General features: G+C 56.4%; 10 protein-coding genes and 1 pseudogene. 6 read left to right on the top strand and 5 right to left on the bottom strand.

Annotated elements, in window-relative coordinates; translation table 11 throughout:
• Positions 1–146: 146 nt before the first annotated feature.
• Complete coding sequence (locus tag FHT28_RS25480; protein ID WP_168597672.1) at positions 147–1,817, bottom strand: cyclic nucleotide-binding domain-containing thioredoxin-disulfide reductase; 1,671 nt, start codon at positions 1,815–1,817, stop codon at positions 147–149.
• 456 nt (positions 1,818–2,273) lie between these two features.
• On the opposite strand from FHT28_RS25480, the pseudogene FHT28_RS25485 reads away from it, so the two are divergent.
• From FHT28_RS25485 to FHT28_RS36900, 6 genes and pseudogenes are all read left to right on the top strand, one after another.
• Positions 2,274–2,570 (top strand): annotated as a pseudogene (locus FHT28_RS25485) (XdhC family protein); the annotation flags it as partial.
• A 271-nt stretch (positions 2,571–2,841) separates the two neighbouring features.
• Positions 2,842–3,405 carry a TetR/AcrR family transcriptional regulator gene (locus FHT28_RS25490; RefSeq protein ID WP_113182890.1) on the top strand — a complete coding sequence of 188 codons (564 nt, stop codon included), beginning with the start codon at positions 2,842–2,844 and terminating at the stop codon, positions 3,403–3,405.
• A 400-nt stretch (positions 3,406–3,805) separates the two neighbouring features.
• Positions 3,806–4,495: an SDR family NAD(P)-dependent oxidoreductase gene (locus FHT28_RS25495; RefSeq protein WP_168597674.1), complete on the top strand. Its 690-nt coding sequence runs from the start codon at positions 3,806–3,808 to the stop codon at positions 4,493–4,495.
• A 102-nt stretch (positions 4,496–4,597) separates the two neighbouring features.
• Complete coding sequence (locus FHT28_RS25500; protein WP_168597675.1) at positions 4,598–5,587, top strand: NADPH:quinone oxidoreductase family protein; 990 nt, start codon at positions 4,598–4,600, stop codon at positions 5,585–5,587.
• A gap of 233 nt (positions 5,588–5,820) precedes the next feature.
• The gene (locus FHT28_RS25505) at positions 5,821–6,396 is read left to right on the top strand and encodes a DUF262 domain-containing protein (RefSeq protein WP_168597676.1); all 576 of its coding nucleotides are present in this window, start codon (positions 5,821–5,823) and stop codon (positions 6,394–6,396) included.
• On the top strand, positions 6,377–7,474 hold the full coding sequence (locus FHT28_RS36900) for an HNH endonuclease family protein (protein ID WP_168597677.1): 1,098 nt from the start codon (positions 6,377–6,379) through the stop codon (positions 7,472–7,474). Before FHT28_RS25505 ends, FHT28_RS36900 begins: the two co-directional genes overlap by 20 nt.
• Before the next feature lie 178 nt (positions 7,475–7,652).
• Here the strand turns inward: FHT28_RS36900 and FHT28_RS25515 are convergent, their stop codons facing one another.
• The 4 genes from FHT28_RS25515 to FHT28_RS25530 all read right to left on the bottom strand — a co-directional run bounded on the left by FHT28_RS25515 (position 7,653) and on the right by FHT28_RS25530 (position 12,679).
• Complete coding sequence (locus tag FHT28_RS25515; protein WP_168597678.1) at positions 7,653–9,035, bottom strand: cytochrome c; 1,383 nt, start codon at positions 9,033–9,035, stop codon at positions 7,653–7,655.
• Complete coding sequence (locus FHT28_RS25520; protein WP_168597679.1) at positions 9,032–11,317, bottom strand: molybdopterin cofactor-binding domain-containing protein; 2,286 nt, start codon at positions 11,315–11,317, stop codon at positions 9,032–9,034. The genes FHT28_RS25515 and FHT28_RS25520 overlap by 4 nt, the downstream gene beginning before the upstream one ends.
• Positions 11,314–11,766, bottom strand: coding sequence for a (2Fe-2S)-binding protein (locus FHT28_RS25525; RefSeq protein ID WP_168597680.1), 453 nt, complete (start codon positions 11,764–11,766; stop codon positions 11,314–11,316). The genes FHT28_RS25520 and FHT28_RS25525 overlap by 4 nt, the downstream gene beginning before the upstream one ends.
• A gap of 163 nt (positions 11,767–11,929) precedes the next feature.
• Positions 11,930–12,679, bottom strand: a complete 750-nt coding sequence (locus FHT28_RS25530) for an alpha/beta hydrolase (protein ID WP_246704942.1) — start codon at positions 12,677–12,679, stop codon at positions 11,930–11,932.
• Positions 12,680–12,723: the final 44 nt, after the last annotated feature.

The following is a 12,723-nucleotide window of genomic DNA, read 5'->3' on the forward strand; positions in this document are numbered from 1 at the left end:
CGGCGAGCCCGGGGGGGCTTCAACCAGATCGGGCGTAGCCGTTGGTTCAGGTACTCCCCAATCGCTCTTTTTCCGAATGTCTTTCCTGGCCTCCGGCATGGAAATGACGTTGGATTCAGTGCTCTCAAGTCCTCTAACAGCCATTCTCAGGCCACCGATGCCGGTTGAAGGGATAGGAAACGATGCAAAGCGGCGACAACCTGTGCACCTTCCCCAATTGCCGCGCCGACTCTCTTCGTGGATCCGGACCTCACGTCGCCGATCGCAAATACGCCGTGCACTGACGTCTCAAGCTCTTGGGAAGCGGGCGATATTTCAGATGCACCGGTGGTGACAAAACCTGCCTGGTCAAGCGACACGCCGCAACCAGCGAGCCAGCCGGTTGCCGGATCCGCACCGATGAAGAGAAACAGGTTCCTGGTATTGGCATGGCTTTTCTTGCCAGTCGTCCTGTCGACAAGGGAGAGGCCAGCCAGCCCAGAGCCGTCACTCTCCAACCGGTCGATTTCAGTGTTGTAGTGCATGGTAACGTTCGGAGCCGATTGAATCCGATCAATGAGATAGCTCGACATACTTGCAGCAAGACTTTCACCGCGCACAAGCATTTGGACAGATCGAGCGTGAGATGCCAGGTAGACGACAGCCTGGCCTGCGGAGTTACCTCCGCCGACAAGGTAGATGTCCTGATCTTTGCAAAGATTTGCTTCGATCGGGGAAGCCCAGTACCAGACGCCGCGGCCCTCTAGGTCTTTGAGACCAGCGATATCGGGACGACGGTAATATGCGCCGCTGGCAAGCACGATAGATCTGGCACGGACGTCATGACCGTCCGCAGTCTTGAGCACGAAATATCCCTGCGGCCGCGTGCAATCCAGGGATTTCACTTCGGTGGGGATCATCATTTCCGCGCCAAATTTTTGAGCCTGACTGTAGGCGCGGGCCGTCAGCGCGAATCCAGAGATGCCAGTTGGAAATCCAAAATAGTTTTCGATGCGGGCGCTCGCTCCCGCCTGCCCGCCGAATGACCTTGCGTCGCAAACGGCAACGGTTAGACCCTCGGAGGCAGCGTAGACCGCCGTTGAAAGGCCCGACGGCCCGGCACCGACGACCGCAACATCGTAGTGATTTCGACTGGGTTCCGACATCATGCCCAAAATTGAAGCGATTTGCTCGGAGGTCGGGTTCTCCAGGATCGTGCCATCCGCGAGAATGACGAGTGGCAAGGCGGTGGGCTTCGTTTGCGAGCGTTTCAGAAGTTCCGCGGCGTCTTCATCTGATGACGGATCGATGGAAACGAAAGGGTGTCCGTTTCGCCGAAAGAAGCCTTGTAATCGAACAACGTCGTGATGATCTTCCGGACCAATTATGGTCGGACCAACAGTCGCCCCTTCGATGAGATTGACGCGTCGAAGAATTAGCGCTCTCATGATCCGCTCGCCGATTTCAGCGTTGGCGATGAGTAGGGACCGGAGACGATCCGGCTCGATCAACAGTGCCTGTGTTTCACCCTCAGCGTGACCGTCCACCAGCGCGGTGCGGCCAGACAAATTTCCCGTCTCCCCGATAAATCCGCCAGGGCCATATTCGGCGATCGGAGTGACCTGGCCGAATATATTTTTCACTTGGACGGTAGCGTGCCCGTCCAGGATGACAAAGAGACCTCGGCTTTTCTGACCGGCCGTCAAAATGGGCTCGCGATCCCGGAATTGCACAAGCTTTCCGAACCCTCTCAGGATTTCGAGTTCCAGGGGATTGAACACCGGGAACGTCTGCTCGTGTCTTGGACCAGTCGTATTCAGCAGAGTGTTATTGGACATCTGTGGCTCCTGAAGATTTAACGAGCGCTCACGCGAACGATCAGCTTGCCGAAGTTCTTCCCTTCGAGGAGACCAATTAGTCCCGTCGGGGCATTTTCGAGTCCATCAATGAAGTCCTCCTGATAGCGGACCTCACCGTAAGCGACAGCGCTCCAATTTCTTCGTAAGCCTCAAGCCGGAAGTTGCCCGCCATGGGCCTGCCGCTGGGGCGAGACGCTAAGACTATCTGGGAGGCGTTGAAATCGTTCATGCCGAAGTCCTACTGAGATCAGCTTCGTACGCTCAAGGAGGCAGATCGCCAACGTCCTGCTGGACCGCATATAGCGACTTCACACAAGTTCGCGCAACGAAAACTTCAGAAATTGAAGTAACCACTTAATGTTATGCCATTGCTGATGGCAATCAGGTATAGTGGGCGAATTTCCCGTGTTTGAATGAGGCAAAAGTGTAATCACGATGCAAGGCATACAGTTTGGGCATGACCCGTTACGTGTCGCCGAGGAGTGGAAACGACAGGGCCGCCAAGTCGCGCTAGCAACGGTAATTGCGACGTGGGGATCCGCACTAAGGCCAGTCGGCAGCCATCTCGTTGTTGATGAAAGTGGCAATTTTGAAGGGTCGGTGTCTGGAGGTTGCGTCGAGGCGGCGGTCGTTTTCGAAGCGCAGGAGGTCATCGTCGACGGCCGACCCCGGGTGGTGAATTTTGGCGTGGCAGATGAAACCGCGTGGTGGGTGGGACTTTCGTGTGGGGGTGAACCGCACCGGGTTTGCCGGAGGCTCCATCAACTTCTGAGAAAGTGGAGCCTCCGGCAAACCCGGTGCGGTTCAATGTCGATACGCCCGAAGCCTTAATGGCCGCTGGCGGCGCGTTTGAAGACAGCTCCCACCAGCTTGACGTTCAGAAAAACACTCCGAAATGCTCGACCCCCTTTTGGTTTTCCGCTATTGAATGAAGCTTGAAATGATGGGCGCTGCCGCGGAGCGAGAGCGCCGAAAAGTTGAGTATATTCAGTAGGGGAGAGGGATGCGTTATCCTGCATCTGAGACTGCCGAGAAGCACGAGCGGATACTAGACCAAGCTGCCCGGCTTTTCCGCGAACGTGGAGTCAGCGAAGTATCGGTGAACGACCTGATGAAGGCTGCTGAACTCACTCATGGGTCATTTTATAACCACTTCCAGTCCAAGCAACATTTGGTTTCTGAATGCGTCGACTACGTGAACGTTGCTGCCCTCAATCGGATCATGAGCAACGAGCCTACGAAGGAGGGTCGTGGGGCATTCGCCTCGCGATACCTAAGCGTTGAAGCGAGAGATAACCCGGGATCCTACTGCCTCATGTCGTCACTCGTCTCGGAACTCACAAGAGACGAGACGGCGCGGCCCGCTGTGACGCGTTACATTGGTGCGTTTATCAATAAGGTTGCCAATCATTTCCGCTGGCCCCGAAGCAGCGATCCGCGAAAGAAGGCGATCCGAATGACTGCGTCTCTCGTCGGTGCCATGGTGCTCGCACGGGCGGTCGATGACGACGCTTTTTCAAAAGAAATCCTGGAAGAAGTTATCGGTCAGCTTTCTGGCGATATTTGAGCAGATTGAACACGAGCGAAGTCCTGACCGGGGGTCCCAGCCAGAGCGATGCAATTCGTCTTCGGACTTGAAGCTTTAAAAAATGAAGCTATAAAAAGACGGTCGCTCTGTGCGGACACTCGCGCCGGTCGCGGCAGTCCGCACAGAGCGACGTTTACGCATTCCTAGTCACCGCGATGCCGCAACCTCGATTGTTTGGACTGCCGCAACACGACACCCGGATCGGTTCGACATTGTCGTCTCTGAGCGGACGTCCGACACAACCTAAGATCGACAAGAGAAGGCACTTAGATGCTCACCCTGTATTTCCACCCAACTTTGCCTTTGCGTTCTTGCTTGCGGCGGCAACGGCTGTTCCTCTCATCGCCGGACGTAGCAAACTCGAATGGAACGAAACGATATGCTCAACTATAAAACCGCACTAATCATCGGAGCAGGCCCCGGCATCAGCGCTTCGCTAACGCGGTCTCTGGCTGCCGCGGGCATCAACGTGGCCATGGCAGCCCGAAATGTCGAGAAGTTAAGTGCTCTCGCAAAGGAAACCGGAGCACGGGCGTTTCCTGTCGTCGATGCCGCAGACCCGTTCTCTGTCGAGCAATTGTTCGGCGAGGTCGACGAGGCAGTCGGAGCGCCAGATATCGTAGTTTACAACGCCAGTGCCAGGGCGCATGGCCCCTTGGTGGATCTGAAACCTGCTGATGTGCATCGGGCTCTGGATATCACCGCGTTTGGCGGATTCCTCGCCGTTCACCATGCTGCGAGGAGAATGGTTCCGAAGGGGCACGGGGTGATCCTCCTCACTGGAGCCTCCGCATCCATAAAGGGTTTTCCGCAATCAGCCGCATTCGCCATGGGGAAGTTCGCATTGAGAGGGCTCGCTCAAAGTGCCGCGCGTGAGCTTGGGCCGAACGGGATCCATGTCGCTCATTTCATCATTGACGGCGGCGTGAGGAAGTCGGGTGTGAGCGATGAAAAGGATGGGTTGCTGACACCCGACGCGATTGCCCAAACTTACATCGACGTGATGAAACAGCCGCGTGATGCCTGGTCGCATGAGATCGATCTGCGGCCATGGGCGGAAAAATTCTAACCAATTAAAGCTGCCCTTCCTTCGGATCGGCAAATCAATCGTGCTGGCACGCGGCACCAAACCTGATAATCATCAGGTATAAGCTATGAAACGGAGAGTTTGATGAAGACGGTTCGCTTCCACAAAACAGGTGGCCCTGAAGTCTTGGTCTATGAAGACGTTCCCGATCCAAAGCCCGGTCCGGGACAGGTTTTAATCAAGGTTGAGGCAGTCGGCGTGAATTTCGCGGATGTCCTGAGGCGACGTGGAGATCCTTATCCAATGCCTTCGCCGGTTCCATTCACCTTGGGTGGTGAAATCGCCGGAATCGTCGAAGCCTTGGGTGAAGGAGTTACGGGGATTTCCGTAGGCACTTCGGTGTACGTTACCTGCCGAGAGGGAGGGTATGCACAGTACATTGTCGCTCCCGCTGAGAGCATAGTCCCACTCCCAGCTGGGATTTCTCCGGCCGAGGCTACAACGCTTGTCATTCAGGGCCTGACAGCGGTCTTTGCGATCAAGGAAAACGGCCGGTTCGTGAAGGGTGAGACGGTCCTTATCGAAGCGGCAGCTGGCGGCGTCGGTTCGTTCGCCGTCCAATTGGCGAAGGAATACGGGGCCGGGAAGATCATCGCTGCGGCCAGCAGCGAGGAAAAGCGGCAGTTCGCTCTAGATCTGGGCGCCGATGTCGCCGTCGACTACACCGATCCGAATTGGGCACAGGTGGTCAAGGAGATGACCGGAGGTCTCGGAGCTGACATCATTCTGGAAGTAGCTGGTGGGCAGACCGTGTTCCAAGCCCTGGATGCGCTGGCACCGTTCGGAAGGATGGTGGTCTATGGGATGGCGAGTGGCGAGGCGGTTCAGGTCGACCCCCAAGCGCTGGTTATCGAAAATCAGTCCATCACCGGCTTCTACATCGGCGGGTACTTCCGCAGGAAGCCGGATCTAGTGAAAGCCGAAATTGCGGAGCTGGTTAGGCTCGCGAGAGAAGGAAAACTGAAACTGCCCGTCGGGACCGTTCTGCCATTGTCGAAGGCAGTTGAAGCGCACAAGCTTCTCGAAGGCCGCAAGACGACAGGCAAGATGGTTCTCGAACCGTGGGCGGTTTAGTTTTGGTGGGCGGACAATCTAGTCCGCTTGGTATCTTCGTCGCGCGGTCTGCCATCGAGGCTTCGCGCCTGGCCTGTCATTCAAAAGGACAGCTATAGCGTGCCACCGGTCCGGGTTTGACTGGATGGTCGGGTAAAACTTGGTTGCTTCACGCGGGACGGCCCAATTGCCCTTGCAACAACCCTCCGATGTGCAACAACTCCATCTGAAGTTGATTCTCTTGGGGGACTGTCGTGGAAGCTAGACCTTGCCAGATTGTTGAGTTTTTTGACGGCACGAAGCAGATGATGGTCCCGTTGTTTCAGAGGCCTTATGAATGGGAGGAAAAACATTGGCGTGAACTCTGGGAAGATCTCCTTGAGCAATATGAGCGCCAGGAAAGCGAGACGATTGCGCCGCATTTCACCGGAGCGATCGTCACCGCGCCAGCAAAATCGAACCCTGTGGGGGTTTCGAAGTACCTTGTCATTGACGGCCAACAACGCATGACAACCGTCTCGATATTAATTTGTGCAGTTCGTTCGCTTCTGGATCCTACCACGCCAAAATATCGAAAGCTCTCAAAGCTTCTTATCAATGAGGACGACGAGGGTCTCGATTACTACAAGCTTTTGCCGACCCAACCAGATCGGCTGGCCTTTCAACAACTTATCGCCTTAGAGCCGGTGCTGGAAACTCGGTTCGCGGACGCTTTCGAGTTCTTCCGCAAAAAAATACAAGGGACGGATTCTGACGGGAACGCCATTCAAGTTGAGAGACTGATCGAGACTGTGCAAACGGCGACTGACGGTGGTCGCAATCCACCTTAGCAATTCAGACGATCCGTATCTGATCTTCGAGAGCCTGAACGCTAAGGGTGCGCCGCTTACCCAAGCCGACCTGATTAGAAACTATCTCCTCTTACGCTTGCATAGTGAAAACCAACAAAAGGTGTACGAGGCGGCATGGCTGCCTATGCAGACGCGCCTTCAGGGGGATCATCTGACCGAGTTCATGCGCGTCTTCTTAATGATGGATGGCGAGTGGGTGGGAAAATCCTCGATCTACACTGTGCTAAAGACACAGGTCATCGACGTGAATGACGGCAATATTTCCGAATATCTTCACCGGATGCAGCGGCTGTCACAGCTCTACAGCTACATCGTCGGCCTTGCCGAGTTTGCCGACGCCGAGGTTGCTTCTCGGTTAAACCGGCTCCGTCGTTGGGAAGTTGCGACAGCAAATCCACTGATACTGAAGATGCTTGAATGGCACAGTGTCGGCAAGATTTCCTCTAGTGAAGTGCAGTCGGCCTTGGATGCAATCGAATCCTTCGTCATTAGGCGTGCTGTCTGTGGCGCACCGACCAACCAGCTGAAGCGTGTATTCCTAGCCTTGGTCAAGGACTTGCCGGAAGAAAGCCCTAGTGCCCAACTTATCGCCAACCTCGCAGCTGGCACGTCAGGGCGTCGCTGGCCCAAGGATGACGAGCTTGAACGGGAACTGCTTCGCTACCGAGCTTATTCGAACCCGGTGGATCGCTGCAAACTGCTGCTTGAGTCGATCGAAACCTCCTACGGCCATAAGGAGACGATCGACTTCGGGGTGGCTTCTATTGAGCATGTCATGCCGCAAACCCTGAACGAGGACTGGGTCCAAGTTCTTGGTGAGGGAGCGTCAGGCGTCCACGAGCGTTGGAAGGACCTGCTCAGTAACCTCACGCTCTCGGGATACAACAGCGAACTCTCAAACTACTCGTTCATTAAAAAGAGGCCGATGCTGCAATCGAGCAATTTCATGATGAACAGATGGATTGCAGAGCAAACCGACTGGACAGAAGTTCAGATGGAAGAGCGATCTCAGATACTGTTCGGGAAGATGAAGAACATATGGAAGCGGCCGTCCTAAAAAAGAGAATGAGCTTCATACAAAGGAGCGGGGCGGACGATGTTGCCCGAAGGAACGACCGAATATGTGCTTGGTCTGTTGCAACGTCCCGTCTGCATTTGACGTCAACGGACATCCTGCCGATCGTTTTTCACGCGTACCCGGGAATGAATTTGGCGAATTCGCTTTGCTAACTGTTTCATTGAGTTTCCTGACCCGGGACACGCCCCCTCGAACGGCCGACCCATATGACTAAGAATGACCCAAAAACCAAGAAGGCTATTATCGCCGCCACTATCGCCGCGTTGATATACGGTTTGAGGTCGAGTGCGTCGGCGCCGAGCCTAGCTTTACGCACATCGTCTGACGTGACCGCAGCCTGCTGACCGCCAAAGCGATCCACTGCGTAGTTTGCGAGAGCGGCGATCTCAGCATCGCTCAGGGACTTCCCGAACGCAGGCATCCGCATCGAGCCGGTGGCTGTATTCGCAGACGCGCCGTTCAGGACCACCTGTATCAGGTTCATGGCCTGAAGGTCGTTGACGGCTCCGCTTCCTTTGAGATCAGCATGCGGCGTCTGCATACCCCTGCCGTCCCAGCCATGGCAGCTGGCGCACGAGCCCTCGAACACGGCCCGTCCAAGCGTGTTAGTACCGCCCGGAACATACGCAATGTCTTGCAGTGCGGGTGGATTGGTATTCACGACAGGGTCATGCTCGGACGACTGAGGCGGCAGGGACCGAAGATAGACTGCAAGAGCATGGATGTCAGGCTGAGTTAGGTGGCTTAAACTCAGCCTGACAACTTCCTCCATCGGCCCAGCGGCTGCCCCACGTCCATCGGCATGGCCCGTCGACAGATAAGATTCGAGCTGTGCATCACTCCAGCTGCCCAACCCACGGTCCTTATCGGAGGTTAGGTTGTAGGCTCGCCAACCCTCGATCTCGGCACCCGCGAAGGAACGACTGCTATTTAAGCCGAATGAGAGGGTGCGCGGCGTATGGCATTCGCCGCAATGACCCAGCGCATTTGCCAGATAGTTGCCCCGGTTCCAATCGTCGCTTTGCTTGGGATCTGGCGAAAACCTCTTGTCGGCCAGGTTTACAAGATTCCAGAATGCCATTCCCCAGCGTTGGTTGAACGGGAAGGCCAGGGTGTTTTCCTTGGTTTCCTGTTCAATAGGTGGAAGGCTGAAAAGATACGCTTTGATCGCCAGCGCATCGTCCCGGCTCAAGCCGGTATATGAGGCGTACGGAAACGCCGGATAGAGATGTTCGCCGTCCTTGCCGATTCCCTGGTGAAGGGCCCTTACGAATTCGTCGTCAGACCATCCGCCAATGCCGGTTTTGACATCGGGTGTGATGTTCGGGGAAAATATGACGCCAAAGGGAAGGGTGAACGGACGGCCGCCAATGTACGGCTTGCCCCCCTCGACGGTGTGGCAGGCTTCACAATCGGCGGCGTGAGTTAGGTATTCCCCGCGCTTGATGATATCTGCGTTTGTAGTCGTCTGGGCGACGGCAGGGCCGCTGAGACAGAGACCCGCGACCATGGCAAAGGCCGCCAAAGTGAGGTTGCTCATTCCGTGCCTCCCGAGCTGGCGATGCCCGTCATCTTCGCGAAGGCTCCCAAGGCAAGCGAGATGCCTGCTGTCGGGGCAAGGCTGCCAAGAACTGGCTTGTCCGATGATTGAGACACAAGCTTCGTATGGTCGAACGGTGTCGACCTTAGACGGACACCCGTTGCCGCAAACAAGGCATTTCCAAGGGCTGGGAAAGCTGACGCCGTGCCTACCTCGCCGATGCCGCCTGGGTTTTCGGCACTTTGGATGTGATGAACCGCCATCCGCGGCGCTTCGTCTATTCGCAATATGCGATAGTCATGGAAATTGCTTTGGACGGTTTTGCCGCCTTCGAACTCGATCCCGCTGAATAACGCTGCAGATAGGCCGAACAACGTGCCACCTTCAATCTGCGCTACCATCGTGTCTGGGTTCACCGTGAAGCCGCAGTCGATGGCGGCCGTTGCCTTAATCAACTTGATCGTACCTTCAGGCCAGACCGCCACTTCAACGACAAGAGCACAGAAGCTGCCAAACGCTTGGTGAAGGCTGACGCCCCGTCCATGTCTAGCGGGGAGGGGTGTTGCCCAATCCGACTCCGTGGCAGCGAGGTTAAGGACAGCAAGGGCACGAGGGTTGTGGGTGAGCATCTTCGCCCGATACTCGATGGGATCTTGGCCCGCCTTGTGGGCAAGCTCGTCGATAAACGTCTCGATAACAAACACATTGTGGGCAGGCCCTACACCGCGCCACCATGAGAACGGCAGACCCTTCGGGGGATCATGACGTACCCAGTCCACCCGCCGCTTCGGAATGTCGTATGGGATCTCAACCGAACCCTCGACGACATCGCTGTCCAATCCGTCGGGCCCCATCGCCGCAGGCGCAAACCGCGCCAGGACGGAGCCGCCCGTCGTTCTGTGCCACATAGCGATTGGCAGGCCGCCAGCCCCAAGTGCCGCCGATACTTGGTCGTGATATGCGGGCCTGAAATAGTCTTGTCGGATGTCTTCTTCACGGGTCCAGACGACCTGCAGCGGATAGTCGACCTGCTTGGCAAATGCTGTAGCTTGCGCGATGGAATCCGCTTCCAGGCGACGGCCAAAACCGCCGCCAATCAGCTGATTGTGCATCCGAACGTTTTCCTGAGGCAAGCCGGTGATCTGCGCAGCAAGCATCACTGCCGTCGCCGGGACCTGTGTCCCGCACCAGATGTCGCAACCGTCCGGTTGGACGTGGACAATCGTGTTGATAGGTTCCATCGTGGCGTGCGCCAGAAACGGAAGTTCATACGTGGCATCGACGCGCTTCGTGCCCTTCGACAAGCCTTCGATCGCGCCTTCCTGATTCAATGCCACAATGGGCGTTCCATCCTTGGACGCAGTGACCAGTTCTTCTCGTATCGATGCTGTTGAGACGTTGATGTTGTCCCCGTCGTCCCATTGGATCTTGAGCGCCGCAGCAGAACGGTGGGCTGCCCATGTGTTGTCTGCGACTGCCGCAATCGCGTTATCGATTTTAATGACTTTGATGAATCCCGGGATCTTCAATGCATCAGAGTCATCGACCGACTTGAGGCGACCACCGAACACCGGCGAAGCAATCACGCTGGCAACCTTCATCCCGGGTACGCGAACATCCAATCCAAATATGGCCGAACCATCGACTTTGCCCGGCATGTCGACGCGCTTCGATGACTTTCCTACCAGTTTGAAGTCAGCCGGATCTTTCAGGATAACCCCAGTCGGGGGTGGCAAAGCCGCCGCTTCAGCAGCGATCTCAATATATGCGAGGGAGCGGCCAGTTGCGCGATGCGAAACTCGTCCACCGGCCGCGACACAGCTACCCGCATCGACCTGCCAGCGATTGGCTGCAGCCGTGACCAACATCATTCGGGCGGTGGCACCAGCTGAGCGCAGAGGTTCCCACCAGCTTCTGATTGAGGTGGAGCCGCCTGTACCTTGAAAGTGAAGGAGGGGCGTAGTGTAGAGTTCGGGATTGGGAGGCGCCGGGACAACCTTGATCTGGTCGAGCCCGATGTCGAGTTCCTCGGCAATGAGCATGGCTTCAGCGGTGTAAATACCTTGACCCATTTCTACGTTCGGGATGATGAAGACAACCCCTTCAGGGCCAATGCTGATGAAGCCGCTCGGCATCAGGACTTTGCCGGTGGGGGAGAGTGGCGCCGCGCCTGGTGCGAGGTTGGCCGCCTTGAGTTTCGAAGCGACCGGGAGAGCAAATCCCAAGACCAGTGCGCCTTTCAACAGGGAACGGCGTGAGATGTCGGATGCGGCCTTGCTCATAGGGTCACGGCCTCTTTTATTGCGCGTCTAATTCGCTCGTAGGTCGCGCATCGACAGATGTTGCCAGACATCGCGGCATCGATTTCAGAATCGGTGGGATTGGGCACATGTGCGAGGAGAGCTGCTGCGGACATTATCTGCCCCGATTGACAGTAGCCGCATTGCGCGACCTCTTCCTGAAGCCACGCGGACTGTATGCGGCGTCCAGCATCGGTCTTTCCGACAGCCTCAATGGTCGTGATATTGCGGTCGCCCACGGCTGATACCGGCATCACGCAGGAGCGAACAGCGCGTCCGTCGATATGGACAGTGCAAGCTCCGCACTGCGCGATGCCACAACCATATTTCGTGCCCGTCATTCCCAAAAGGTCTCGGATGACCCAGAGAAGCGGCATGTCGTCCGGGGCATCAACGTCCACCGCCTGGCCATTGACCTTGATCGATGTCATGAGAATCGCCTTCTATTTTGGAAGGAAGCAGCACGCGCTTTACCGATCCGCACCATAAGTCAGAGCTTCAATAAATGAAGTAATACTGACGTATTATTGCGGGTGTGATCATTCAGGGGCCCGACGCCGTGTGACATCAAGAACGAGGCTGGTAAAATGTCCGCTAAGGCTGAATGCCTTCAATGTGGATGAGGGTGTCGGCGGATTGAGCCGCTTCGTCGATCAGGTTCGCCACAGCAGCAGGATTGGATGCCATGACAACGTGGGACGCGCCAGGAATGACAACAGTTTTCTTGGAGTCAGCTCTTTCTGCCATCCAGCCAAGGCCTTGGGGCGGCAAGCAGGCGTCGGCGTCGCCGTAGATGAAATAGGACGGGATCGCCTTCCAGAGCGGCTCGCCAGAGGGGCCGTTCAACGCGCTGCCAGCAGCATGCCTCTGGGTCGCGGCCATGAGAGCAGCCTCGGCCTCGCTCATATCGGCTGCGAATTGGGCATGAAATTTGTCGTGTCGGATCCAGAGGTCAACATCGCCACCTTCAAGCGGTATTGGCTGAGCCAGGGCCTGCTCCAGCGTGCTGCCAGGATACTTCCCAGCCAACGCAGCGCCGCTTTCGCCTTCGTCTGGAGCAAATGCGGCGACGTAAACAAGCGCATTGATGTTTCCGCTGTCCTGGACATTGCTTATGACTTGGCCCCCATACGAGTGCCCAACTAGAACAACTGGCCCATCTACCGCCGCGACAACTCTCGAAACGGTTGCCGCGTCACCGTCTACGGAACGGAGAGGGTTTGGGGTCGCTATTGTCGTATAGCCCCGCTTCTGAAGCTCAGCTATGACGCCACTCCAGCTGGCGGACTCAGCGAAGGCACCATGGACGAGCACGACGGTTGGCTTACGGGTTGGGTTTTCCAAGAGGCTATCCTTTGATCTGGTTGATGCGGCTCGCAAAAGTCGTT

The organism is Rhizobium sp. SG570 (assembly GCF_012275345.1).
Taxonomy (GTDB): Bacteria; Pseudomonadota; Alphaproteobacteria; order Rhizobiales; family Rhizobiaceae; genus Rhizobium; species Rhizobium lusitanum.

Bases quoted from the DNA above. Each gene is read 5' to 3' on its own strand.
- FHT28_RS25500 (WP_168597675.1), top strand. From the start codon at position 4,598: ATGAAGACGGTTCGCTTCCACAAAACAGGTGGCCCTGAAGTCTTGGTC.
- FHT28_RS25495 (WP_168597674.1), top strand. From the start codon at position 3,806: ATGCTCAACTATAAAACCGCACTAATCATCGGAGCAGGCCCCGGCATC.
- FHT28_RS25480 (WP_168597672.1), bottom strand. From the start codon at position 1,817: ATGTCCAATAACACTCTGCTGAATACGACTGGTCCAAGACACGAGCAG.
- FHT28_RS25520 (WP_168597679.1), bottom strand. From the start codon at position 11,317: ATGAGCAAGGCCGCATCCGACATCTCACGCCGTTCCCTGTTGAAAGGC.
- FHT28_RS25525 (WP_168597680.1), bottom strand. From the start codon at position 11,766: ATGACATCGATCAAGGTCAATGGCCAGGCGGTGGACGTTGATGCCCCG.
- FHT28_RS25515 (WP_168597678.1), bottom strand. From the start codon at position 9,035: ATGAGCAACCTCACTTTGGCGGCCTTTGCCATGGTCGCGGGTCTCTGT.
- FHT28_RS25490 (WP_113182890.1), top strand. From the start codon at position 2,842: ATGCGTTATCCTGCATCTGAGACTGCCGAGAAGCACGAGCGGATACTA.